The sequence below is a fragment of the Cupriavidus sp. SZY C1 genome, from assembly GCF_032190535.1.
GTDB lineage: Bacteria > Pseudomonadota > Gammaproteobacteria > Burkholderiales > Burkholderiaceae > Cupriavidus > Cupriavidus pauculus_C.
In genome coordinates this window covers 21,318-45,971 of the sequence record NZ_JAUANU010000022.1, presented here as the reverse complement: position 1 = coordinate 45,971, position 24,654 = coordinate 21,318, and the positions used below count along the sequence as shown (strand labels likewise).

The 24,654-nt window shown below is 68.3% G+C and carries 23 protein-coding genes and 1 pseudogene; 16 read left to right on the top strand and 8 right to left on the bottom strand.

All coding sequences use genetic code 11. The annotated features are described in order from the left end of the window. Positions 1-220: 220 nt before the first annotated feature. Positions 221-985: an SDR family NAD(P)-dependent oxidoreductase gene (locus tag QTN24_RS24120; protein ID WP_313840138.1), complete on the bottom strand. Its 765-nt coding sequence runs from the start codon at positions 983-985 to the stop codon at positions 221-223. A gap of 174 nt (positions 986-1,159) precedes the next feature. Between QTN24_RS24120 and QTN24_RS24115 the strand changes: the two genes are divergently transcribed. Further along, entirely contained in the window at positions 1,160-1,768 is a 609-nt protein-coding gene (locus QTN24_RS24115; RefSeq protein ID WP_313840137.1) for a TetR/AcrR family transcriptional regulator, read from the top strand. Between the two features lie 37 nt (positions 1,769-1,805). Further along, positions 1,806-3,110, top strand: a complete 1,305-nt coding sequence (locus QTN24_RS24110; RefSeq protein WP_313840136.1) for an MFS transporter — start codon at positions 1,806-1,808, stop codon at positions 3,108-3,110. Positions 3,111-3,113: 3 nt separating this feature from the next. On the opposite strand, the gene QTN24_RS24105 is transcribed toward QTN24_RS24110, so the two are convergent. Continuing rightward, the gene (locus QTN24_RS24105; RefSeq protein WP_313840135.1) at positions 3,114-3,980 is read right to left on the bottom strand and encodes a LysR family transcriptional regulator; all 867 of its coding nucleotides are present in this window, start codon (positions 3,978-3,980) and stop codon (positions 3,114-3,116) included. Positions 3,981-4,128: 148 nt separating this feature from the next. On the opposite strand from QTN24_RS24105, the gene QTN24_RS24100 reads away from it, so the two are divergent. The 4 genes from QTN24_RS24100 to QTN24_RS24085 all read left to right on the top strand — a co-directional run bounded on the left by QTN24_RS24100 (position 4,129) and on the right by QTN24_RS24085 (position 7,121). Next, positions 4,129-4,554, top strand: a complete 426-nt coding sequence (locus QTN24_RS24100; RefSeq protein ID WP_124686325.1) for a VOC family protein — start codon at positions 4,129-4,131, stop codon at positions 4,552-4,554. 39 nt (positions 4,555-4,593) lie between these two features. Further along, positions 4,594-5,289 (top strand): fumarylacetoacetate hydrolase family protein, encoded by a 696-nt coding sequence (locus QTN24_RS24095; protein WP_313840134.1) that lies wholly within the window; start codon positions 4,594-4,596, stop codon positions 5,287-5,289. Between the two features lie 399 nt (positions 5,290-5,688). After that, positions 5,689-6,273, top strand: coding sequence for a copper resistance protein CopQ (locus QTN24_RS24090; protein WP_124686323.1), 585 nt, complete (start codon positions 5,689-5,691; stop codon positions 6,271-6,273). 242 nt (positions 6,274-6,515) lie between these two features. Then, on the top strand, positions 6,516-7,121 hold the full coding sequence (locus tag QTN24_RS24085) for a TetR/AcrR family transcriptional regulator (RefSeq protein ID WP_313840133.1): 606 nt from the start codon (positions 6,516-6,518) through the stop codon (positions 7,119-7,121). A 303-nt stretch (positions 7,122-7,424) separates the two neighbouring features. Here the strand turns inward: QTN24_RS24085 and xth are convergent. Further along, positions 7,425-8,207 (bottom strand): annotated as a pseudogene (xth, locus tag QTN24_RS24080) (exodeoxyribonuclease III); the annotation flags it as partial. A 118-nt stretch (positions 8,208-8,325) separates the two neighbouring features. Here xth and QTN24_RS24075 point away from each other — a divergent pair. Beyond that, positions 8,326-10,659, top strand: a complete 2,334-nt coding sequence (locus QTN24_RS24075; protein WP_313840132.1) for an ATP-dependent DNA helicase — start codon at positions 8,326-8,328, stop codon at positions 10,657-10,659. Between the two features lie 71 nt (positions 10,660-10,730). After that, positions 10,731-11,057 carry a thioredoxin family protein gene (locus QTN24_RS24070; protein ID WP_124686319.1) on the top strand — a complete coding sequence of 109 codons (327 nt, stop codon included), beginning with the start codon at positions 10,731-10,733 and terminating at the stop codon, positions 11,055-11,057. 9 nt (positions 11,058-11,066) lie between these two features. On the opposite strand, the gene QTN24_RS24065 is transcribed toward QTN24_RS24070, so the two are convergent. After that, positions 11,067-11,660, bottom strand: a complete 594-nt coding sequence (locus tag QTN24_RS24065; protein ID WP_313840131.1) for a hypothetical protein — start codon at positions 11,658-11,660, stop codon at positions 11,067-11,069. Between the two features lie 136 nt (positions 11,661-11,796). Next, entirely contained in the window at positions 11,797-12,270 is a 474-nt protein-coding gene (locus QTN24_RS24060; RefSeq protein ID WP_313840130.1) for an Lrp/AsnC family transcriptional regulator, read from the bottom strand. Between the two features lie 206 nt (positions 12,271-12,476). Between QTN24_RS24060 and hppD the strand changes: the two genes are divergently transcribed. From hppD to QTN24_RS24040, 4 genes are all read left to right on the top strand, one after another. Beyond that, the gene (gene hppD / locus QTN24_RS24055; RefSeq protein ID WP_124686316.1) at positions 12,477-13,550 is read left to right on the top strand and encodes a 4-hydroxyphenylpyruvate dioxygenase; all 1,074 of its coding nucleotides are present in this window, start codon (positions 12,477-12,479) and stop codon (positions 13,548-13,550) included. Between the two features lie 213 nt (positions 13,551-13,763). Next, positions 13,764-15,152: an amino acid permease gene (locus QTN24_RS24050; protein ID WP_313840129.1), complete on the top strand. Its 1,389-nt coding sequence runs from the start codon at positions 13,764-13,766 to the stop codon at positions 15,150-15,152. 66 nt (positions 15,153-15,218) lie between these two features. Continuing rightward, complete coding sequence (locus QTN24_RS24045) at positions 15,219-16,415, top strand: amino acid aminotransferase (RefSeq protein WP_313840128.1); 1,197 nt, start codon at positions 15,219-15,221, stop codon at positions 16,413-16,415. 171 nt (positions 16,416-16,586) lie between these two features. Further along, the gene (locus QTN24_RS24040; protein WP_313840127.1) at positions 16,587-17,768 is read left to right on the top strand and encodes a Fic family protein; all 1,182 of its coding nucleotides are present in this window, start codon (positions 16,587-16,589) and stop codon (positions 17,766-17,768) included. Here QTN24_RS24040 and QTN24_RS24035 read toward each other — a convergent pair. Beyond that, the gene (locus tag QTN24_RS24035; RefSeq protein WP_313840126.1) at positions 17,743-19,128 is read right to left on the bottom strand and encodes a heavy metal sensor histidine kinase; all 1,386 of its coding nucleotides are present in this window, start codon (positions 19,126-19,128) and stop codon (positions 17,743-17,745) included. The two genes, QTN24_RS24040 and QTN24_RS24035, sit on opposite strands and share 26 nt — an antisense overlap. After that, positions 19,125-19,814 (bottom strand): heavy metal response regulator transcription factor, encoded by a 690-nt coding sequence (locus tag QTN24_RS24030; RefSeq protein WP_313840125.1) that lies wholly within the window; start codon positions 19,812-19,814, stop codon positions 19,125-19,127. Before QTN24_RS24030 ends, QTN24_RS24035 begins: the two co-directional genes overlap by 4 nt. A 178-nt stretch (positions 19,815-19,992) precedes the next feature. Here QTN24_RS24030 and QTN24_RS24025 point away from each other — a divergent pair, with 178 nt between their 5' ends. The 4 genes from QTN24_RS24025 (at position 19,993) to QTN24_RS24010 (ending at position 23,963) form a co-directional block, all read left to right on the top strand. Then, positions 19,993-21,816: a copper resistance system multicopper oxidase gene (locus QTN24_RS24025; protein ID WP_313840124.1), complete on the top strand. Its 1,824-nt coding sequence runs from the start codon at positions 19,993-19,995 to the stop codon at positions 21,814-21,816. Continuing rightward, entirely contained in the window at positions 21,813-22,922 is a 1,110-nt protein-coding gene (locus QTN24_RS24020; RefSeq protein WP_313840123.1) for a copper resistance protein B, read from the top strand. The genes QTN24_RS24025 and QTN24_RS24020 overlap by 4 nt, the downstream gene beginning before the upstream one ends. A 91-nt stretch (positions 22,923-23,013) precedes the next feature. Further along, complete coding sequence (locus QTN24_RS24015; RefSeq protein WP_172966177.1) at positions 23,014-23,151, top strand: hypothetical protein; 138 nt, start codon at positions 23,014-23,016, stop codon at positions 23,149-23,151. Positions 23,152-23,234: 83 nt separating this feature from the next. Beyond that, positions 23,235-23,963 (top strand): hypothetical protein, encoded by a 729-nt coding sequence (locus tag QTN24_RS24010; protein ID WP_313840122.1) that lies wholly within the window; start codon positions 23,235-23,237, stop codon positions 23,961-23,963. Between the two features lie 21 nt (positions 23,964-23,984). Here QTN24_RS24010 and nfsB read toward each other — a convergent pair whose 3' ends face one another. Further along, entirely contained in the window at positions 23,985-24,638 is a 654-nt protein-coding gene (gene nfsB / locus QTN24_RS24005; protein ID WP_313840121.1) for an oxygen-insensitive NAD(P)H nitroreductase, read from the bottom strand. Positions 24,639-24,654 lie beyond the last annotated feature (16 nt).

Here is a 24,654-nt window from a genome sequence, read left to right as displayed (position 1 = left end):
CGGGGGGCGCGGCGCGGCGCCCCGGGGGGGCCGCCGGGGGGGGGGGGGGGCGGGGGGTGGGGGGGGGGCGGGGGGGGGGGGGGGGGGGGGGGGGGGCCCCCCCCCCCCCCGCGGCGCTATATGCGACGGGTCGGCAAGCAGAGCCTCGACGCCCTCTCCCCCAACCCCTCTCCCGCGCGCGGGAGAGGGGAGAAACCGTAGCCGCTTGAAACCCCTTACCTCAAGCCGTAGCCCCGCCATCCACCCCGATCGTCTGTCCGGAGATATAGCGGCCTGCCGGCGAGGCCAGCAGCAGGGCAAGGCCGGCCACGTCGACTGCTTCGGCGATGCGGCGCAGGGGGATGCCGGCAGACAGGGCCTTTTCGCGTTCGGGGTCGCCCCAGAGCGCGTCGCGCGAGAAATCGGTGCGTACCGGGCCGGGGTTGATGCTGTTGACGTTGATGTTGTACGGTCCCAGCGTCTGCGCGAGGTTGCGCATGGCCAGGTCCGTGGCGCCCTTGGAGATGCTGTAGAGCGCCAGCATGGCCGATCCGCGGCGCGCGGCGATGCTCGACATGAACGTGATCGAGCCGTCCTTGCGCTCCATCATCTGCGGCGCCAGCGCGTTGACCAGCACGAGGTTGCCGCGCACGTTGCCGGCCATCACCTCGTCGAACTGCTCGGGCCCCTGCCCCAGCATCGACCCGACGGCCGTGCTGCCGGCCGCGTTCAGCACCAGCGCGTCCACGCGGCCAAACTTGGCCAGCACCTGGTCGGCAAACGCGCGCACGCTGGCCAGATCGACGATGTCGCAGGCGATGCCCGTGGCGTCGATGCCCTGCTCGCGCAGCCCGGCCGCCACCTGCTCGGACACATCGGCCGCCCGGCCCGACACAACCACGCGCGCACCGGCCTGGCCCAGCGCGCTGGCCATCTCCAGGCCCATTCCCTTGGTGGATCCGGTAACCACCGCGACGCGGCCGGACATATCGAACAGTTTGAACATGGCAGGTTCTCCTTTGGATGAGACAGAGGTTTCAACGGGGGTGTCGACGCTGGCCGGCCATCGAGTCATTTGGATGACGACCAACATCTATTGAATAAAGTATGGATGTCATCTAAAATCCTGGCAAGCGCAATTTTTTCTATCTGCACGATTGCATCGGGGGGAGGAACGGATATGGCACGCGCATCGCGGGCAGTTGCCGATCAGCATAGGTCGGCCATCGAGGCTTCGTCAGCCCGCCTGTTCCGCCAGCATGGCCTGCATGGCGTATCGGTCGCACAGGTGATGGCCGATGCGGGCCTGACGCACGGCGGCTTCTACGGTCACTTCGCGTCGAAGGACGACCTGGCTGCCGTCGCCTGCGCGCGGGCGTTCAGCGATTCCGCCGCGGTGTGGGAACAGCGGATCGCCGACGCCGGCAGCCCGCGCGCCGCCCGCGAGGCACTGGTCACGTCGTACCTGCACGAGCGGCACCGCGACGCGCCGGGGCATGGCTGCCCCGCGTCGGCCCTGGTTGGCGACGTGGCGCGCGAACCGGCCGGCAAACCCGTGCGGCAGGCGTATGTCGACGGCATCCGGCAACTGCTGGCCGCCTGGAAATCGACCGCCCCGGCCCAGCCGGACACGGCCGACGCCGCCCATCGCACCGCCCTGCTGGAACTGGCCACGATGGTCGGCGCCATCACGCTGGCGCGCGCCACGGCCGGCGACGCGCTGTCCGACGAAATTCTCGACGCCGCCCGCGCCGCCCTGCTGGCCAACCCGGTGCCCGCCGCCGCCTGACTTCTCTTTCCTGAGCCCTCACCCCTCCCGGAGCCCCATGTTCGCGCAAGCCCTTTCCCGCCGGCTGGACCGGCGCGGCGTCCATTACGCCTGGATCGTCGCCAGCCTCACGTTCTGCGTGATGCTGACCACTTCCGCCGCGCTCGGCCTGCCCGGCGCCTTCCTGAAACCGTTGACCGCCGAGATGGGCTGGAGCACCGACCAGGTCTCGTCGATCCTGGCCTTCCGCTTTGCGCTGTTCGGCCTGATGGCGCCGTTTTCCGCGATCCTGATGGAGCGCTTCGGCATTCGCAACGTGGTCTGCGCGGCGCTGGCGCTGATTGCCGGCGGCATGGCGCTGGCCACGGTATCAACCCAGCTCTGGCAACTGTTCCTGGCCTGGGGGCTGATGCTCGGCGTTGGCTCCGGCCTGACGGCGCTGGTGCTGGCCGCGCTGGTCGCCAACCGCTGGTTCACGGCGCGGCGCGGGCTCGTGATCGGCCTGCTGACGGCCAGTTCGGCCACCGGCCAGCTGGCCTTCCTGCCCGTGGCGGCCTGGCTGATCGAGCACATGGGCTGGCGCGTGGCCGTGCTGCCGGTGCTGGCGGCGTGCGGCACGCTGGCGCTGGTCGTGCTGGGGCTGATGCGCAACCGGCCGTCCGACGTGGGCCTGGCGCCATTCGGCGAGGTACCGGCCACCCCGGCCGCGCCCGCCCCGGGGCCGGCGGCCGTGCCGATGTCCTGGAAGGGCCCGTTCGTCGTGCTGGGCGAGGCCGCCCGCACGCAGACGTTCTGGATCCTGGCCGGCACGTTCTTCATCTGCGGGCTGTCGACCAACGGGCTGATCCAGACGCACTTCATCGCGCTGTGCGCGGACTTCGGCATGTCGGCGGTGCCGGCGGCATCGGCGCTGGCGATGATGGGCGCGTTCGACTTCGTCGGCACCATCCTGTCGGGCTGGCTGTCGGACCGCTACGACAGCCGCAAGCTGCTGTTCTGGTACTACGCGCTGCGCGGCCTGTCGCTGTTCTGGCTGCCGCATTCGGAATTCACGCTCTACGGCCTGTCGATCTTTGCGATGTTCTACGGCCTGGACTGGATTGCCACGGTTCCCCCGACGATCAAGCTGGCCGGCAGCACGTTCGGCCGCGAGCGCGCGCCGATGGTGTTCGGCTGGATCTTTGCCGCGCACCAGATCGGCGCGGCGACGGCGGCATTTGGCGCAGGGCTGTCGCGCACGCTGTGGCTGACCTATTCCCCGGCGCTCTATGTGGCGGGATCGGCCTGCTTGCTGGCCGCGCTGCTGGCGCTGATGGTGCGCCGCAAGTCGCCCGAGCCGGCCGTGCGCGCCGCGCAGGCGTAAGCGCTAGAGATCGCGGCTGACCGCGGCAAAGGCGTCGATCAGCGCGGCGGCCGGCGCGCGCTTGAGCGCCGACTGCCGCACCAGCACGCCGATCTCGCGATACAGCGGCTGGCCCGGCATCGGCACCTCGACGATGTTCGGCGTCTGCCGCAGCGGCACCAGTGCCGACGGGATGATCGCGCAGCCCAGCCCCTCGCTGACCATCTGCAGGATCACGGCCGGCTCGTCCAGCTCCATGCCCTCGCGCACCCAGAACCGGTGGCGCCGCAGGTAGCGGTCCACCAGCTGGCCGCCGGTTGAATGGCGGTTGTAGCGGATGAACGGCACGGTTTCCAGCAGCGCCTTGAGCGTGTCCGGCGACCCCGGCGGCGCCACGGCCACGAATCGCTCGTGGATCAGCGGCACCCATTTCAGTTCGGGCGGGATGCCCAGCCGGGGCTTGACCAGCACGGCGATGTCGAGCTCGCGGGCATCGACCTGTGTCAGCAACTGCGTCGACATGCCCGGCACGATGTTCACGTGCGTGTCGGGATGCGCCTGGCGAAAGCGCTGCATCGCGCGCGGCAGCAGGCTCGACTGCACCGTCGACACGGCGCCCAGGTCCAGCGGGGCCGTATCGCGCTGCGCCCGCGCGCCTTTCATCGATTCATAGAGCGCCACGATCCGCGCGGCATCGGCCAGCGCCTGCTGGCCCTCGTCGCTCAGCGTCACGGACTTGCCGGAGCGGTCGAACAGCGTGCAGCCGAGGTCTTCCTCCAGCCGGCGGATCTGGGTGCTGACCGCTGACTGGGTCAGGCCAAGCCGCGCGCCGGCGGCCGAGAACGAGCCGGTTTCGGCGACGACGAGGAAGGTTTTGAAATAACGGAGCACGGGGCGGGGGCGGCGGTGTGGATGGCGGAGGGGGCGGCGCGCCAGGCATCGAAAATTTCGATGCTCAGTCAGAAAATCATTCGTTTCATATTACGAGTTCTGCTGATTACAATCAACGACAGTTCTTTCCACACCCCCAAAGAAAGCCATGACTGCCGCCATTCCCCTGTTCCACCTGGCCTTTCCGGTCCACGACCTTGCGACGGCCCGCCAGTTCTACGGCGACCTGCTCGGCTGCCCGGAAGGCCGTAGTTCCGATGCCTGGGTCGACTTCAACTTCTACGGCCATCAGGTGGTGGCGCACCTGTCGCCCGACGAGTGCGGCCATCGCGCCACCAGCGCCGTCGACGGCGACGACGTGCCGGTCCGCCACTTCGGCGCGATCCTGCCGATGGACGAATGGGAGCGGCTGGCCGACAAGCTGCGCGCCGCCGGCACCCGTTTCGTGATCGAGCCGCACGTGCGCTTCAAAGGCCAGGTGGGCGAGCAGGCGACGATGTTCTTCCTGGATCCGTCGGGCAACGCCCTGGAATTCAAGGCATTCGGCGACATGAGCCAGGTGTTTGCCAAGTAACCGGCCGTCAGCCCACCATTTCTTCCACCGAGCGAGACCATGACCGATTTCGTCATCCAGCCGGCGCCGCAGCCGAGCGTTGCAGTGGCCGGCAGCCAGACCCGTTTTCCGATCCGCCGCGTGTTCTGCGTGGGCCGCAACTATGCCGCGCACGCCCGCGAGATGGGCAAGGACCCGGACCGCGAGCCGCCGTTCTTCTTCACCAAGCCGGCCGACGCCGTGGTGGCTGCCGAGGGCACGGTGCCCTACCCGCCGCTGACGGAGAACCTGCACCACGAGATCGAACTGGTGGTGGCCATCGGCAAGCCGGGCGCCAACGTCACGCCGGCGCAGGCGCTGGACCTGGTCTGGGGCTACGGCGTGGGCGTGGACCTGACGCGCCGCGACCTGCAAGACGTGGCCAAGAAGATGAGCCGCCCGTGGGACTGGTCGAAGTCGTTCGACGCGTCGGGCCCGTGCGGCCCGCTGCAGCCGGTGTCCGCCATCGGGCATCCGGCCCAGGGCGCGATCTGGCTCAAGGTCAACGGTGAGCCCCGCCAGCAGGGCGACCTGAACGAGCTGATCTGGGCGGTGGCGGACGTCATCGCCTATATCTCCGAAGCGATGACGCTGCAGCCCGGCGACCTGATCTTCACCGGCACGCCGGCCGGCGTGGGCGCGCTGAACCCCGGCGACAAGGTGACTGGCGGCGTGGAAGGTGTCGGCGAGATCGCTTTTTCGATCGGCCAGCGCTAGAGCCCGGGCGACCCCGGAAGCCGGAGCGTCGGCATCGCGTCAGCGGTGCCGACGTTTTTTCTTTTTTGAATTCAAAGTTTTACGATGGGCCAGTGAAGGGTCTAGAGGCAGGCCTCCAGAAGTAAATCGCAATTTCTCCAAATTTCCCTTGCTTATCTATCTAGTAGTAGATAATATTCGAGCCATGGACGACGCACTGCCGCAGCAAGACAAAGCGAACAGCGCCGAAGCCAAGCATCACAGGTTGGATAGTCAGTACCGGAAGCGGTCTTTTTTTTAGCCCCCGCCATCTACCTATCAGTAGATAGCAACAAAGAAAGATCGCGATATCGCCAAACAGACATCGGCCCCCGACCCGCCCCTGAACCAGGATCGCCGGCCCGAGCAAAGGAGAGCATCATGAACGTCAAGACCATCGTTACCGCCGCCGCCCTCGCCGCCGCTTTCGTTGCTGGCGCCGCCCAGGCCGCCCCCGCCGTGCAGAAGGCCGGCGAAGTCTACGGCTACAGCTACCGCGTCAACGACCCGCGCAGCGCCTTCACCGACGGCGCCCGCCAAGGCAAGTTCGACTCGTTCAGCGAAGGCGCCCGCATCGGCACCCGCGATGCCTACACCGACGGCGCACGTGTGACGAACCGTGACGGCCTGGTGGCCGGCATCGGCCAGCGCGACGTCTTCACCGAAGGTGCCCGCGTGACCAACCGCGATGGCCTGGTGGCCGCCGTGGGCAGCCGCGACGTGTTCACCGACGGTGCCCGCATCGGCAAGGCCGACCCGTTCACCGACGGCGCCAAGATCGGCAAGTTCGACCCGTACACCGACGGTGCCCGCACCGTGGCCGGCCTGGACACGAAGGGTGTGTCCGCCAGCCCGGCCCGCAAGGTCGATCCGTATCTGGACGGCGCCCGTGGCAACGGTCCGCGCAACCCGTACTTCGACGGCGCCCGTTCGACCGACGTCTACACCGACGGCGCGCTGGCCTGATCCCCGCGCCGGTGGCGCCCGGGCAAACCCGGGACGCCGCCGGCATCGAATTCTGGAGTGACATCATGACCTTGCGTGACACAGCCCTGATCCTGGGCGGCTGGGTGGTGCTTTGCCTCGCCAGCGGCGCAGTCCTATCGCTGGTTGCGCAGACGATGACCGTCTGACGCCTGCCCCCCGGGCAGGATGCCGACGCACCGATAACAGGAGGGTCCGGCGCCACGCTGGCGCGGGCAACCGAAATGAAGACGCATTCCGTACGTGATCAACTGCTCGAGCACGCCTCCGTGCTGATCCGGCAACGGGGCTACAACGGTTTCAGCTACCGCGACCTGGCGGAGCTGGTGGGCGTGAAGACGTCGAGCATCCACTACTACTTCCCGGCCAAGGACGACCTGGTGCTGGAGGTGGTGCGCCTGTACCGCGAACGCTCGCAGGCCCGGCTGGCCGCGATCGACACGTCGGCGCCGCTGATCGAGCAGGCCGAGCGCTACGTTGGCCCGCTGCGCAATGACATCGGGCTGAACCAGATCTGCCTGGCCGGCATGCTGTCCGCCGAGGTCCTGGCGCTGCCCGATTCGATCCGCAAGTACCTGCAGGAGCATTTCCAGGCCAACGAGACCTGGATTGCCAACCTGCTGCGCCGGACCGAGATCGAAAGCGGCCAGCCGTATCCGGTGCCGCCGCCGGCGCTGGCCAAGGTGCTGTATGGCGCGATCCAGAACGGCATCATCACCGCGCGGATGTCGGGCTCGACGGACCGGCTCGATGCCGCGGCCGACATGCTGCTGGGCGCGGTGCGCGGATCGCTCTGCGTGGTGGCCCACCGCGAGCCGGTGCCCGCCTGAACGATTTCAGGGCGCCCCGGTTCAGGCGCCCGACGCCCGCCGTCTTGCTCTCGCGACGGGCGTCACCTCTTTCTCCGACGCCGGGGTCGTCCTCCCGGCGGTTTTTTTTGCCTCGGACGCCGGCTTGGCCGCGGGCTTCTTCGCCGCCGCCTTCTTCGCCGGGACCTTCTTCGCCGCCGCCTTCCTTGCCGGGACCTTCCTTGCCGGGACCTTCTTCGCTGCCGCCGTCTTCGCTGCTGCCCCCTTCTTCGCTGCCGCCGTCCTTTTCGCCGCCGGCTTCCTCCCGACCGCCTCCTCCCCCGCCCCGCCCTGCACGTCGATCACGACCCACGCCGGCGCGTGGTCGCTCGCCTTTTCCTCGCCCCGCACCCACTTGTCCACGCCCGCATCGCGCATGTGCAGCTCCGGGCTCAGCAGCAGGTGGTCGATCCGCAGCCCCGAGTTGGTCTGCCAGTGCTGGCGGAAGTAATCCCAGAACGTGTAGACCTTCTCGTCGGGATACCGGGCGCGCAGCGCGTCGGTCCAGCCCTGCGCCAGCAGCCGCCGGTAGCACTCGCGGCTTTCCGGCTGCAGCAGCGCGTCCTTGAGCCACGAGCGCGTGTTGTAGATGTCGTCGTCGGTCGGCACCACGTTGAAGTCGCCGGCGATGACCACAGGGTGGCCGCTGTCGCGCAGCGCCTGGGCGTGGCGGATCAGCCGTTCAAACCACGCCAGCTTGTAGTCGAACTTCGGCCCCGGCTGCGGGTTGCCATTCGGCAGGTACAGGCAGGCGATCAGCACGCCCTCCACGGCGGCCTCCAGGTAGCGGCTCTGCGTGTCGTCTTCCGCGCCGGGCAGGCCGCGCCGCACTTCCACCGGGTCCGAGCCCCGGGCCAGGATCGCCACGCCGTTCCACGACTTCTGGCCGTGCCAGATCGCCCCGTAGCCGGCCGCGCGGATCTCGTCGATCGGAAAGCCTTCGTCCACGGCCTTCAGCTCCTGCAGGCAGGCCACGTCGGGCGCCTCGCGTTCGAGCCACGTCAGCAGCGACTGCAGGCGCGTGCGCACGCCATTGATGTTGAAGGTGGCAATCTTGAGCGAATGCATCGGGCGGGTCCTCCTGGCCGGGTCGGTGCTTCATCTTAGATTCGTCGGCGCGGATTTCCTGTCGGTGTCCGATCACTGTATATTCATACAGTCCCGCGATTTTCATCCTTTCAGCGCCTTGTCCGTCACTTCTGCCCCGCCACCCCGCTATACCGTCGCCGTGCGCACGCTGTGCGAGTTCACGGCCAAGGCCGGGGACCTCGACCTGCGCTTCACGCCGTCGCCCACCGGGCAGGAAGGCGTGGCTGGCCATGGCGTGGTGACGGCCCGGCGCGGCCCCGGCTACGAGGCCGAGGTATCGCTCGCCGCCGATTTCGAGGGACTGCGCGTGCGCGGCCGGGCCGATGGCTATAACCCGGTGGCCAACCGCGTCGAGGAAATCAAGACCGTGCGCGGCGAGAAGGTCGAGATTCCGCAGAATCACCAGGCCCTGCACTGGGCGCAGGCCAGGATCTATGGCTGGTTGCTCTGCCAGTCGCGCCAGCTCGACCATATCGACGTGGCGCTGGTCTACTTCGACATCGTCAGCCAGCGCGAGCGCGTGCTGAAAGAGCGCTACGAGGCGCCAGCGCTGCGCGCGTTCTTCGAGGACAGTTGCCGGCGCTTCATGCACTGGGCCGAACGCGAGGCCGCCCATCGCGAGGGCCGCGACGCGGGGCTGCAGTCGCTGGCCTTTCCGCACGGCACGTTCCGCGAGGGCCAGCGGCTGCTGGCCGAATCGGTCTACAAGGCCAACGCGTCGGCGCGGACGCTGCTGGCGCAGGCGCCCACCGGCATCGGCAAGTCGATCGGCACGGTCTTTCCGGCGCTCAAGGCCATGCCGACCCAGCGCCTGGACAAGGTGTTCTTCCTGTCCGCCCGTTCCACGGGCCGGGCCGTCGCGCTCCACGCCACGCGCCAGCTACGCCAGCATGCCGACGACACCCCGCTGCGCGTGCTGGAGCTGACCGCGCGCGACAAGTCGTGCGAGCACCCGGACCTGGCCTGCCATGGCGAATCCTGCCCGTTGGCGCAAGGCTTCTACGACCGCCTGCCCGCCGCCCGCGACGCCGCGAGCCACGCGCCGCTGCTGGACCGGCCCGCGCTGCGCGAGATCGCGCGCCAGCATCAGGTCTGCCCGTATTACCTGGGCCAGGAGATGATCCGCTGGAGCGACCTCGTCGTGGCCGACTACAACTACTATTTCGACCGCAGCGGGCTGCTGTACATGCTGACAGCCATGAACGAGTGGCGCGTGAGCGTGCTGGTGGACGAGGCGCACAACCTGGTCGAGCGCGGCCGGGGCATGTACACGGCCACGCTGGACCATGCGGCGTTCCGCGGCGTGCGGCAATCCGCGCCGGCCGCGCTGAAACGGCCGATGGACCGCGTCTATCGGCAGTGGAACGCGCTGGCCAAGTCAGGCGACGCCGCCTACGAGACCCGCGACAAGGAGCCGGCCGCGTTCGTCGAGGCGCTGGTGCAGCTTTGCACGGCCGTGATCGACGACATGAGCGAGCATCCGCAGCGCCATGACGCCACGCTGGAACGCTTTTATTTCGACGCGATGCACTTCCTGCGGCTGGCCGAGCAACTGACCGAGTACGGCGGCCAGCATTCGCTGTTCGACATCACGCGCACGCCGCGCCAGCGGGCCGGCGTGGACGCCGACCTCTGCGTGCGCAACCTGCTGCCCGCGCCGTACCTGGCGCCGCGCTTTGCGGGCGCGCATTCGACCACGCTGTTCTCGGCCACGCTGCAGCCGGCCGACTACTATCGCAACCTGCTCGGGCTGCCCGCCAGTGCCGTGTGGGTCGAGGTGCCATCGCCATTCCGCGCCGACCAGCTCGACGTGCACGTGGCGCGCCATATCTCCACGCGGTATGCCCAGCGGCAGCGGTCGCTGCCGGCCATCGTAAAGCTGATGGCCGAGCAGTTCGCTGCGCGCCCCGGCAACTACCTGGCGTTTTTCAGCAGCCACGACTACCTGCAGCAGGCCGCCGCGCTGTTGGCGGCGTCCCATCCTGACATCCCGACCTGGGCGCAGGCGCGCGGCATGTCGGAGGCCGGACAGGCCGCCTTTCTGGACGCCTTCGCGCCCGGCGGCCAGGGCATCGGCTTCGCCGTGCTCGGGGGCGTGTTCTCGGAAGGCGTCGACCTGCCCGGCGACCGCCTGATCGGCGCCTTCGTGGCCACGCTGGGCCTGCCGCAGATCAACCCGGTCAACGAGCAACTGCGCGAGCGCATGGACGCCGTGTTCGGCCAGGGCTACGACTACGCCTACCTGTACCCCGGCCTGCGCAAGGTGGTGCAGGCGGCCGGCCGCGTGATCCGCACCCAGCAGGACCGCGGCGTGGTCTGGCTGATCGACGACCGCTACGCGCGCGCCGAGATACAGGCGCTTTTGCCGGCATGGTGGGAAATTCTTACCGCCGCGCCGCGCAGCATGCCCGCGCCGTCGCTGGCAGAATGACGGTTGCGCCGCTGGCGCGGAAATCGCATGTCAGCGCAGTGTCCATCGCCCGCCGAACGGAGCCCCGACCGATGAGCATGACCCACAGCTTCACCACGCCTGAACCGACCCGCGCCGAAATCGACGCCCTGCCCGGCGCCACCATCCTGGAATTCGGCACCGGCTGGTGCGGCTTCTGCCAGCGCGCCCAGCCACTGATCGAAGCCGCGTTCCGCGACCATCCCGGCATCGGCCACATCAAGGTGGAAGACGGCAGCGGCCGCCCCCTGGGCCGCTCGTTCCGCGTCAAGCTCTGGCCCACGCTGATCTTCCTGCGCGACGGCCAGGAAATCGCCCGCCTGGTCCGCCCGGACGCCACGGCCGAGATTACGGCGGCGATGCGGAAGATCGATCAGTAAATCCCACCTTCACTTGGGCGGAAACGCCTTGAACGTCTTGATGTCCGCGACGGTGTAGTAGAGCCGCATCGTTTTGCCTTTGGCCGGCGGCATCCGCCCGATATAACCGGCCACGACAAACGCGGCCGTGCCTTGGCCATTGGCCTCGGTCACACAGACATAGCGGTGCTTGCCCTGCCGGACCACGCCATAAGTAGCCAGCAGCGGCACTTCCAGCCGCTCGGGACGCCACTTTGTCAGCGCCACGGCACGGCGAATGTAGCCACGATAAGGACCGGCAAAGATGTAATCGTTCCCGCCTTTCTCATCGGTGGCATAACCAATGCGCGTGCCAAACGCTTCCTCCGGCCAGACCAGCAGGTATTGGCCCCGCTGCTCCATGGATTGGTGTCCAGGCGCATTGACAGAGATCGATATACCGTCGGCAGCGGGGGCGCCCATCAAGCAGCTTTCGACCACGGCTTGCGGCGGCGTGGCGTGGGCGGCCACGGGGTTGCCGAAGGTGGCGAACAAGGCGAGCAGGGAGAAGGCGAAACTCGGCGAACAGCCGTTGAAGGCCAGTCCGTGTGGACGACAAGCCGGGCAGGTGGGCGTACGCTTCATTCAGATCGCTCCGTTGCTCGTGGAACGGCCAGCTCTAGCACGGGGCGTTTCTCAGCTACATCGCAGTTTTACGATTTATGACCCTTACCCACAAAAAAGCCCGCCTAAGGCGGGCGTTCTCCGATGACACACCGGATTACGGATCCAGCGGCATCGCACTCGTACACTTGATCTCGTCCAGGCAGACGCTGGACTTCACGCCGCTCACGCCCGGGATGCGCATCAGCGTGTCGAGCAGGAAGTCCGACAGCGACTTCAGGTCCTTGGCCACCACCTTCAGCACGTAGTCGATGTCGCCGGTCACGGAGAAACACTCCTGGATCTGCGCCAGTTCGGCCACCAGGCTCTTGAACCTGGAGAGGTCGCGGATGTGGCCGCGCTCCATCGTCACGTGGATGAACGCGGTCACGCCGAAGCCCAGGGCGGTGCTGTCCAGCCGGGCTTCGTAGCGCTTGATGATGCCGCCCTCCTCCAGGCGGCGGTGGCGGCGCAGGGTCTGGGCGGGCGACAGGTTGATCGCCTCGGCCAGTTCCAGGTTCGACGCGCGGCCGTGTTCCTGGAGTTCGGCCAGCAAGCGGCGATCGATGCGATCCAGCTCGGTTCGCTGCATTTCGATTTCCTCAAATGGCAATTTGACGAAATCTTATCTCATATCTCAGGGTTTCCCTGCGTCCCTAACGAAATCCTATTTACCGGGGCGAGTTCTACAATTTCCTCACGTTGCGCGGCGCGCCAAGCGTCTCACAAGCCACTCGCGCCGCAGCCTGACCGAAATATTATTTCCATCCCCCTAGCCCGCCCCCGAGCGCTGAGACCATGGCCGACCTGTTTGAAAATCCGATGCAACTGATGGGCTTCGAGTTCGTTGAATTCGCCTCGCCCACGCCCAACGTGCTGGAGCCGCTGTTCGAGAAGATGGGCTTCACGCTGGTGGCGCGCCACCGTTCGAAGGACGTGGTGCTGTTCCGCCAGGGCGACATCAACTTCATCGTGAACAACGAGCCGCACAGCGAAGCCGCCTATTTCGCGGCCGAGCACGGTCCCAGCGCTTGCGGCATGGCGTTCCGCGTCAAGGATTCGCACAAGGCGTACAACCGCGCGCTGATGCTGGGCGCCCAGCCGATCGAGATCGCCACGGGGCCGATGGAACTACGCCTGCCGGCCATCAAGGGCATCGGCGGCGCGCCGCTGTACCTGATCGACCGGTTCGAGGACGGCAAGTCGATCTATGACATCGACTTCGAATTCATCGAGGGCGTGGACCGCCATCCGAAGGGTCACGGCCTGAAGCTGATCGACCACCTGACGCACAACGTCTACCGTGGCCGCATGGCCTACTGGGCCAACTTCTACGAACGGCTGTTCAACTTCCGCGAAATCCGCTATTTCGACATCCAGGGCGAGTACACGGGCCTGGCGTCGAAGGCGATGACCGCGCCGGACGGCAAGATCCGCATTCCGCTGAACGAGGAATCGTCGAAGGGTGCCGGCCAGATCGAGGAATTCCTGATGGCCTTCAACGGCGAGGGCATCCAGCACATCGCTTTCTCGGTCGACAACCTGATCGAGGTCATCGACAACCTGCAACTGGCAGGCGTGGAGCTGATGACGGCCCCGAACGACTACTACTATCAGGCGCTGGAGACCCGCCTGCCCGGCCACGGCCAGCCCGTGGACCAGCTCAAGGCCCGCGGCATACTGCTGGACGGCACGACCGAAGGCGGCAAGCCCCGCCTGCTGCTGCAGATCTTCTCGAAGACCGTGCTGGGCCCAGTGTTCTTCGAGTACATCCAGCGCTCGGGTGACGACGGTTTCGGCGAAGGCAACTTCAAGGCGCTGTTCGAATCGCTCGAACGCGACCAGATCGAGCGCGGCACGCTGAAGGTGTGACCTTCAGGTAACCCGGACGGCCCCGCATCCGCGCCGGGCCGTCCCGGTTGGCCCGTTTTTCCTGTTTTTCCAAGCGTGTGCCGGTAAACTCTCGGGTTTTCGCCGGCGCGCACCCCTGCGTCCGGCGTTACCCGCGCCGGCGCTTTTTCCAAGCGCCCATCCCACAGAGGCGCCAGCCATTCCACAAGAATGGGTAGAGGACAGACAACTCCAATGCATGCACCCGACAACCAGGGCGCGCTCCAGCGCGGCCTGAAGAACCGTCACATCCAGCTGATCGCCCTGGGCGGCGCCATCGGCACCGGCCTGTTCCTGGGCATCGCCCAGACCATCAAGCTAGCCGGCCCGTCCGTGCTGCTGGGCTACGCGCTGGCCGGCATCGTCGCCTTCTTCATCATGCGCCAGTTGGGCGAGATGGTCGTGGACGAACCGGTAGCGGGCTCGTTCAGCTACTTCGCCAACAAGTATTGCGGCCACTTTGCCGGCTTCATGTCGGGCTGGAACTACTGGGTGCTCTACATCCTCGTGAGCATGGCCGAGCTGTCGGCCGTGGGCATCTACGTCCAGTACTGGTGGCCGGCCATCCCCACGTGGGTGTCGGCGCTGGCCTTCTTCCTGATCATCAACGCAATCAACCTTGCCAGCGTGAAGTCGTTTGGCGAGATGGAATTCTGGTTCTCGATCATCAAGGTGGCGGCCATCATCGGCATGATCGGCTTCGGCGGCTACCTGCTGGTGTCCGGCGGCGCCGGCCCCGAGGCCAGCGTGGCCAACCTGTGGCAGCACGGCGGCTTCTTCCCCAACGGCCTTGGCGGCCTGGTGATGGCGATGGCCGTGATCATGTTCTCGTTCGGCGGGCTGGAGCTGGTGGGCATCACCGCCGCGGAAGCCGACAACCCGGGCAAGAGCATTCCCAAGGCCACCAACCAGGTGATCTACCGCATCCTGATCTTCTACGTCGGCGCGCTGGCCGTGCTGCTGTCGCTGTACCCGTGGCAGAAGGTGGTCACCGGCGGCAGCCCGTTCGTGCTGATCTTCCACGCGATGAACAGCGACATCGTCGCCACCGTGCTCAACATCGTCGTGCTGACGGCCGCGCTGTCGGTCTACAACAGCGGCGTCTACTGCAACAGCCGGATGCTGCTGGGCCTGGCGCAACAGGGCAATGCCCCGCGCGCGCTGCTGAACGTGAACCGCCGCGGCATTCCGCTGACGGCGCTGGCCGTATCGGCCGTGGCCACCGGCATCTGCGTGCTGGTCAATTACTTCATGCCCGGCCAGGCGTTCGAGATGCTGATGGGCCTGGTGGTCTCGGCGCTCATCATCAACTGGGCGATGATCAGCGTCATCCACCTGATGTTCCGCCGCGCCAAGCGCGCCGAGGGCAAGACCACGGCCTTCCAGAGCCTGGGCTATCCGCTGACCAACTACCTGACGCTGGCGTTCCTGGCGGGCATCCTCGTGGTGATGTTCCTGACGCCGGGCCTGCGGCTGTCGGTCTACCTGATTCCGGTCTGGCTGCTGGTTCTTGGCGTAAGCTATCGCCTCCGGCAGAAGAACGCCGGGTCGGCCCTGCCCGCCGCGCGCGCCCAGATCCAGTAAAGACGGTTGCGCGGCCCGCCGGCATCGCGGGCCGCCGCCCCCTGAACCCGTAGCCAGACGCATCCCATGTTCGAACACATCGAAGCCTTTCCCGGTGACCCGATCCTCTCGCTCAACGAGGATTTCCAGCAGGACCCGCGTACCAGCAAGGTCAACCTGAGCATCGGCATCTACTTTGACGACGAAGGCCGCCTGCCGGTCATGCAGGCCGTGGCGGAGGCCGAGGCCGCGCTGCTGGCGGACATGGGCCCGCGCCCGTACCTGCCGATGGCCGGCATCCCCGGCTACCGCCAGGCCGTGCAGGCGCTGGTGTTTGGCGACGACAGCGCCGCGCGCGCCGAAGGCCGCATCGCCACCGTGCAGACGCTGGGCGGCTCGGGCGCGCTGCGCGTGGGCGCCGACTTCCTGCGCCGCTACTTCCCGAAGGCCCAGATGTGGATCAGCGATCCGAGCTGGGAAAACCACCGCGTGGTCTTCGAGCGTGCCGGCTTCCAGGTCAACGCCTACCCGTACTACGACGCCGAGACCGGCGGCCTGAAGTTCGACGCGATGCTGGCCGCCATCGAGGCCATCCCGCAGGGCGACGTGGTGCTGCTGCACGCCTGCTGCCACAACCCGACCGGCGTGGACCTGAACGAGGACCAGTGGCGCCAGGTGATCGGCGTGCTCAAGGCCCGCAAGCTGCTGCCGTTCGTCGACATGGCCTACCAGGGCTTTGGCGCCGGCCTGGACGACGACGCCTTCGCGGTGCGTGAACTGGCCCGCCAGAACGTGCCGGCGCTGGTCGCCAACTCGTTCTCGAAGAATTTCTCGCTGTACGGCGAACGCTGCGGCGGCCTGAGCGTGATCTGCCAGAGCCCCGACGAAGCCAGCCGCGTACTGGGCCAGCTTACCGGCGCCGTGCGCGCCAACTACAGCAACCCGCCCACCCACGGCGCCCGCGTCGTCGCCCGCGTACTGACCACGCCGGCGCTGCGCAAGAGCTGGGAAGACGAACTGGCTGCCATGTGCCAGCGCATCGCGCGCATGCGCCAGGCGATCCACGACCAGCTCCGCGAACACGTGAGCGGCGAGAAGCTGTCGCGCTACATCAAGCAGCGCGGCATGTTCACCTACACCGGCCTGTCGGCCGAGCAGGTGGACCGCCTCAAGAACGAGCACGGCGTCTACGTGCTGCGCTCGGGCCGGATGTGCGTGGCCGGGCTGAACGAGCGCAACGTCGGCGTGGTCGCCAACGCGATCGGCGAGGTGCTAAAGGGCTGACGGCCGCGGCCTTCGGCAGACAGGTAGCCACCTTCGGGTGGCTATTTTTTTGGCCGGCAGCCACGATTTTGTGTGATGCAAAGACCATTTGCGGGGAATAGACCCGCCAATCACCGCAAATCCTGCGTCGAATAACTTGTGGCTGCGGCGAATAGCGCCGATAATCACCGCATGAATCGCGTCGAATACAAGTACATCTGGGAAGACCCTGACTGGCCGGTCTGGCGGTATGACCTCGCGGCCCTGGCGGAGCCCATGGCCGCCGTCAGTCGTGCCCAGGGCCTGCTGGCCGGTCGACTGGCCGACCTGGGCATGGGCTTGCGCGATCAGGCGTGCCTCATCGCGCTGACCGACGACGTGGTCAAGACGAGCGAAATCGAGGGCGAGAGCCTGAACGCGCAGTCCGTGCGTTCGTCGATCGCGCGCCGGCTCGGGGTCGATATTGGCGCCCTGGCGCCTGTTGACCGCCATGTCGAAGGCGTGGTCGAAATGGTGCTGGACGCCACGGCCAACAGCGACGCCCCCGTCACCAAGACGCGCTTGCTGAACTGGCATGCCGCGCTGTTTCCCACGGGCTATTCGGGCTTGTCGCGGATCCGCGTTGCCGCTTGGCGGGACGATTCGGCCGGCCCCATGCAGGTGGTTTCCGGCCCCATCGGCCGGCAGCGCGTGCATTTCGAGGCGCCGCCCGCCGAGCGCCTGGAAGCCGAAACGGCGCGCTTCCTCACGTGGATCAACGGCCCGGCCGCGGAGCCGCCGCTGATCCGCGCCGCGCTGGCGCATCTTTGGCTGGTGACCCTGCATCCGTTCGACGATGGCAACGGCCGGATCGCCCGCGCGGTCGGGGATCTGATGCTGGCGCGCGCCGATGGCAGTTCGCAGCGCTTCTACAGCTTCTCGGCCCAGATCCAGCGGGAACGGTACGCCTACTACGACATCCTGGAACGCACGCAGAAAGACTCGATGAATGTCACCCGGTGGCTGCAATGGTTCCTTTTCACGCTGCACGAGGCGGTGGACCAGGCGCACGGGACGCTGGACAAGGTACTGGCCAAGGCGCGTTTCTGGCACCACTGGGGCATGGCGTCGCTCAATGCCCGGCAGGTCAAGGTGCTGAATCGCCTGCTGGACGGCTTCGAAGGCAAGCTCACAAGCAGCAAGTGGGCCGCCATCGCCAAGTGCTCCGCCGATACGGCGCTACGCGACATCAACGATCTTCTGGCGCGCGGCGCCCTGCGCAAGGCGCCGGCGGGCGGGCGCAGCACGAGCTACGAACTGGCCGACGTTCCGCCGCAACAAACCCCGCCCACGTCCTACCTCCAGCCCTTTAGCGCCCCGGAAACACCAGTGTGAAGCGTGTCCGGCCGGCGGCCGAGGTGGCGGCGATGGTGCCGCCGTGCGCGTCCATGATGGCCTTGGTGATGGCCAGGCCCAGGCCGGTGCGTTCCGACCCGGCGCGGGTGCGGGACTTGTCTTCGCGGTAGAAGCGGTCGAACAGCAGCGGCAGCGCGGCGGGGTCGATCGGGTCGCCGTCGTTCTCCACCGCGATTTCGGTGCGGCCGGCGGGCTCGCCGATCTCCACGCGCACCTGGCCGCCTGCCGGCGTGTGCCGGATGGCGTTCGACAGCACGTTGCTGAGCGCCCGGCGCAGCAACAGGCGGTCGCCGACGATGGCGCCGGTGCCGGCCACCCGCAGCGTCACGCCCTGGTCCTCGGCCAGTGCGTCGTAGAAATCGAACAGCGCGCGCACCTCGTCGTCGACCTGGATCATCTCCTCGCTCGGCAGCGTGATGCCGTGCTCCATCTTGGCCAGGTCCAGCATCTCGGAGACCATCCGGCCCAGCCGCTGCAGTTCCTCGGCGTTCGATGCCAGCACCTCGCGGTACTTGTGGTCGTCGCGCGGCCGGGACAGCACGACCTGGGTCTGGGTCAGCAGGTTCGTGATCGGCGTGCGCAGTTCGTGGGCGAGGTCCGACGAGAACTCCGACAGCCGCTGGAACGCCGCCTGCAGGCGGTCCAGCATCGCGTTCAGCGTGGCGGCCAGGTCGCCCATTTCGACGGGCACGGCCTCCACGGGCATCCGTGCGTCCAGCCGGTTGGCGGTCACGCCCCGGGCCCGCGATGCCATCATGCGCAGCGGCTGCAGCCCGCGCCGCGCGGCCCACCAGCCCAGCAGCCCGCTCGCAAACACGGCCAGGGCGATGTAGAGCCCCAGCGAGCGCCCGAAGGCATGCATGAAGTGGCCGTGGATCTCGGTGTCCAGCGCGGCCACCACCGTCAGCGGGCCGGCTGCCGATGCGGGCAGCGCGAGCCGCGTCCGCAGGCCCCGATAGGCCCGCTCGCCGTCGCGCCAGGCAAACCGCTGCTCGCCGGCCGCGTCTGGCGCCGCCGCGCCCGCCGCAGCCGCCGCGCGGGCGAAATCGAAACCGCCGCTGTCGTACAGCACGGTCCCGTCCGCCGCCCGCACCTGGGCCACGAAGCCGGGATGATGGCCGACCATCTCGCCCAGCCGGGCGGGCAACTGGCCCGCAGGCGTCTCGCGTGCCACCTTCTCGATCAGCCGCAGGTTGCCGCGCAGGTTCACGTAGTCCTCGGTGGCGAAATGCCGATCCATCGCCAGCCAGATCAGCACGCCCAGCCCCAGCAGCACGACGGCCGACGACAGCGAGAACAGGACGGTCAGCCGCACCGTCAGCGACAGGCGCCGCGTCATGCCGGCCCCGCTTCTGGCGCCTCCAGCACGTAGCCCATGCCGCGCACGGTCTGCAGCAGCTTCACGTCGAAGTCGTCGTCGATCTTGGCGCGCAGCCGGCGGATGGCCACGTCGATCACGTTGCTGTCGCTGTCGAAATTCATGTCCCAGACCTGCGACGCGATCAGCGACCGCGGCAGCACCTCGCCGCGCCGGCGCGCGAACAGTTCCAGCAGCGCGAACTCCTTGCTGGTCAGCACGATGCGGCGGCCCGCCCGCGTGGCACGGCGCCGGGGCAGGTCCAGCACGAGATCGCCAATCTGGATGCGTTCCATTGCCAGTTGCGCGTTGCCCCGGCGCAGCAGCGTGCGCACGCGCGCCAGCAGCTCCGAAAACGCAAACGGCTTGACCAGATAGTCGTCGGCGCCCAGTTCCAGCCCCTTGACCCGGTCCGCCACGGCGTCGCGGGCGGTCAGGAACAGCACGGGCACCGACTTCTCGGCCGCGCGGATCGCCTGCATCACGCGCCAGCCGTCCAGGTCCGGCAGCATCACGTCCAGGATCACAAGGTCGTACGCCTCGCTGAGCGCCAGATGCCGGCCATCCACGCCGTTGCCGACAAGGTCGACCACGAAACCGGCCTCCGTCAGCCCCTGGCGCAGGTATTCGCCGGTCTTCGGCTCGTCTTCCACGACCAGCAACTTCATCGTCGACCTTCCTGTGATTGGCTATCGGCGGCAGTCTACCGAGACGCCGCCCAACATGACAGCAACCTTACCGGAATGTAATGTTCGAGTCAGTTGCCGGTGAGTCCGCCGCCATTACGCTTGCCCCTGCCCGCCACCGAGGCGGCACGTTTTCGAGCCAAACACGAGGAACATCCTGATGCGACGTGATGGATCGCCGCGCCTGGTCCTGCCCAACCTGCCGCGCCGCCGCTTTGTCCAGGGCCTGGCCGCGGGCGGAGTCCTGGCCGGCATGGCGGGGCTGGGGCTGCCCGCCCGGGCCGGGGCGCCGGGCCAGCCCGCGACCGCCGCGCTGGGCAGCGCGCCGGTGCTGCGCGACACCGAGTTCGACCTGGAGATCGGCGAGACGCTGGTCAACTACACCGGCACGCCGCGCCTGGCCACCACGGTCAACGGCATGCTGCCGGGCCCCACGCTGCGCTGGCGCCAGGGCGACACGGTCACCGTGCGCGTGACCAACCGGCTGCGCGAGCCGACGTCGATCCACTGGCACGGCATCGTCCTGCCGTTCGAGATGGACGGCGTGCCCGGCATCAGCTTTGCCGGCATCCCGCCCGGCCAGACCTTCACCTACCGCTTCAAGGTGCAGCAGGCCGGCAGCTACTGGTATCACTCGCACTCGGGCTTCCAGGAGATGACGGGCGTGTACGGCGGGCTGGTCATCGATCCCGCCACGGGCACCGACGGCCCGGCGGCCGACCGCGACTACACGGTGCTGCTGTCCGACTGGACCGACGAGGACCCGATGCGGATCCTCTCGAAGCTCAAGACCCAGAGCGACTACTACAACTACAACCAGCCGACGGTGGTGGACTTCTTCCGCGACGTCTCCGCCGACGGCCTGCGCAGCGCGCTGGCCAGGCGCCAGATGTGGAACCAGATGCGGATGAGCCCGACCGACCTGGCAGACCTGTCCGGCGCCACGCTGACCTACCTGACCAACGGCACGACGCCGGCCGGCAACTGGACCGGCCTGTTCACGCCGGGCGACAAGGTGCGGCTGCGCTTCATCAACGGCGCCGGCAACACGTTCTACGACGTGCGCATCCCCGGCCTGAAGCTCAGGGTGTTCCAGGTGGACGGGCAGAACATCGACCCCGTCACCGTGGACGAATTCCGCTTCGGCCCCGGCGAGACCTGCGACGTGCTGGTGGAACCGCGCGACGACGCCTACACGATCTTCTCGCAGTCGATGGACCGCAGCGGCTTTGCGCGCGGCACGCTGGCCGTGCGGCCGGGGCTGGCCGCGCCAGTGCCGGCCCTGGACCCCGTCGAATGGCTCGGCATGACCGACATGATGGGCAGCATGGGCGGTGCGGCTGGCGCGGGCGGCATGGCGATGCACGGGATGGACCATGCGGGCCACAGCGCGCATGCCGATCACGGCGCCCACGCCGCCCACGCCGCCCATGCCGCCCCCGCGTCGCTGAAGGTACCCAGCACGATTGCCCGCCACGCGCGCACCGAATACGGCGCCAGCACCGACATGCGCGTCGACATGGCGCGGACCAACCTCGACGATCCCGGCGTCGGCCTGCGCCACACCGGCCGGCGCGCGCTGACGCTGGCGGACCAGCACACGATTGGCGGCCCGCTGGACCCGCGCGGCCCGGGCCGCGAAGTCGAGCTGCACCTGACCGGCAACATGGAGCGGTATTCCTGGTCGTTCGACGGCGTGGAGTTCGGCAAGTCCACGCCGATCCATTTCCGCCACGGCGAGCGGCTGCGCGTGATCCTGCACAACGACACGATGATGACCCACCCGATGCACCTGCACGGCATGTGGAGCGAGCTGGAAGCCCCCGACGGCCGCTTCATGGCGCGCCGCCATACGATTGGCGTGCAGCCGGCCCAGCGCATCAGCTTCCTGGTGACCGCCGACGCGCTGGGCCGCTGGGCCTGGCATTGCCACCTGATGCTCCACATGGATGCGGGCATGTTCCGCGAGGTGGTGGTGGCATGAGCGTCGACCTCCGCACCCTCCGAACCCTCCGCACCCTTTGCCCCGTTCGGATCGCCGCCGCGCTGGCTGCCTGCGCTGCGACGTCCGCCGCGTGGGCCCAGCACGACCATGGCGCGCACGGCGGCCACAGCAGCCACGGTAGCCACGGCGGCCATGCGCAGCACGCGCCGGCCGCCACGCCGGCAGCGCCCGCCACACCCCAGCCGGCCCCGGCGGCGATGCCCGGCATGGACCACAGCCAGATGGAAGGCATGGCCGACACGGCACCGGCCAGCGCGCCCCGCCCCGATACGCCACCGCCCGCGCCATCGCCCGCGCCATCACCAGCCCCGGCCATGGACCATGGCGCCATGCGCATGCAGGGCGGCAGCGCCCCGCCCGACGCGCGCGACCCGGACGCCTATTCGGGCGGCTACCGCCTGGGCGTCGGCCAGTACGCGCTGGGGCCGCACCGCTCGCTGCACATGGCGGACGAGCATCTGTTCGCGTCGGTGCTGGTGGACCGGCTCGAATGGACGCACGGCAACGGCAGCAACGCCGCCGCCTACGAGGCGCAGGCGTGGATCGGCAACAGCTTCGACAAGTTCGTGGTCAAGGCCGAGGGCCACGTCGAGCACGGCCGCTTTGCCGAGGCGCGCACCGAACTGCTCTGGGGCCATGCGGTGGCCAGCTACTGGGATACCCAGCTCGGCCTGCGCAACGACGCCGGCTACGGCCGCCCGGCGCGCAACTGGCTGGCCTTCGGCGTGCAGGGCCTGGCGCCCTACTGGTTCGAGGTGGAAGCCACCGGCTACGTCGGCACCGAGGGCCGCACCGCGCTGCGGCTGGCGGGCGAGTACGAGCTGCTCATCACCCAGCGGCTGATCCTGCAGCCGCGCGTGGAAGCCAACCTCTACGGCAAGAACGATCCGGCCACCGGCACCGGCAGCGGGCTGTCCAACGGCACGGTCGGCCTGCGCCTGCGCTACGAGTTCAGCCGCCAGTTCGCGCCGTATGTCGGCGTGGAGCGCTACCAGGCATTCGGCAACACGGCCGACATGCTGCGCGCCGCCGGCGGCCGCAGCAGCGAGACGCGCTTCGTCGCGGGTGTCCGCATGTGGTTCTGAGCCGGCCAGCGGCGGCCAGGCGCCGCTTGGCACACATCCTGCACGTCCTTGCCGCAACGGCCCCTCGGGGCCCACTCTTCCAGGAGGACTCATGCAGCAGAACGACGTGCAGGACCGAGACCAGAAGATGCAGCGACTGCGCGGCAACCGCCGCTATACGTGGACCCATCCCATCTTTCTGATCGCCATCGCGCTGATCGTGGTCGGCTACGCGGCCACGTTCTGGTAGCCCGCGCGGCCGGCTCAGGATTGCAGGGCCGTGTAACGATTACCGGCCCGGCCTGCGCCACCGCCCGCGCTACACTGCCGGGCATGCAGGCCAACTCCCCTTCCCTCGTTTCGTGGTACTGGCAAGACGATGCGCTGCGCAGCCGGCGTGTCGGCGGGCGCGTGATCGCTGGCGTGGTCGACGTTCCCGCGCCGCCGCCCCGCTTGCTGGCCGACTGGGCGCGCGAGATCGCCACGAACATGGTGCTGGAGCCCGGCGACGTGGAGGTGCTGCCGCTGGCCCGCGCGCGGCTGCGCTGGCCCGACTATCGGCAGTGCGTGCAGGCCGTGGCGGACTGGACCCGCGCGCTGGGCCTGCCCGATGTGCTGGACGACTGCGAGGTGGCCCTGATGGTGTGCCGCGGCGCGCGGTATCACCACGACGGCGGCCAGTATGGCGGCGCCGCCTTCTGCAACCTGTTCCTTGCCGACGACAAGGGCCAGGACGTGCATTTCGTCGCGCTGGACCAGCGCATCGCGCTGCGGCGCGGCACCGTGCTGCTGTTCGATCCCTGCCAGCCGCACGGCGTGATCCGGCGCGGCGGCGCCGGCTTCGACGCCGCCGACTTTCCGGACGGCCAGGACACCACGCAGATGTTCCTGACCTGGGAATTGCCGATCGAGAATGCCCGCGTCGCGCAGGCGCTGGGCGTCACGTTCGATCCGGCACCCACCGGGCCGGCCGGCGACGCGCCAGGACTGCGCCGCGATGGCCGGCCGGTCGATGTCTGCCCGGCAACCGGCCAGTGGCAGCCCGCCGGCCCGGCCGCCTGACGCACTGGCCAGACGGCGCGGTCAGATGTGCGTGAACACCGTTTCGCGCGGCAGGCGGGACTTCGGCAGGCCGGCGTTGAAGTCCTTCTGGCTGCGGCGGCCCAGCGCCACCAGCACCACGCCGGTCAGGCCCCGCTCGCGCAGCTTCAGCGCCCGGTCCAGCGCCGCGCCGTCAAAGCCTTCCATCGGCGTGGCGTCGATGCCGAGCATGGCGGCGCCCAGCAGCAGCCCGCCCAGCGCCAGGTAGACCTGCTTTTCCATCCATTGCGGCATGTCGCGCTGCACGTAGCGGTGCAGGTCGACGTACGACCGGCGCGACTTGTCCTGGCCTTCGCGCGCACCCTCGGCGCGAAAGCGGCCGTCGGCCTCTTCCTGCGCCAGCACGGCGCGCAGGTGCGCCTCGTCCAGATCGGTCCGCATGCACAGCGCGATCACGTGCGACGCATCGACGATCTTCGGATGGTTGTAGGCAAACGTGCCCGTGGCGGCCTGGGCGATGGTGTCGCGGCCTTCCGGCGTCGACGCCACGACAAAGTGCCACGGCTGCGAATTGACCGACGACGGGCTGTTGTGCAGCCACGTCAGCAGCGTGTCGACCTGCTCTTGCGGCAGCGTCTGGCCGGCTTCGTACGCCTTGACGGTATGGCGGGACAGGATGGCGTCCTTGACTTGCATGCTTCTCTCCTCGAAT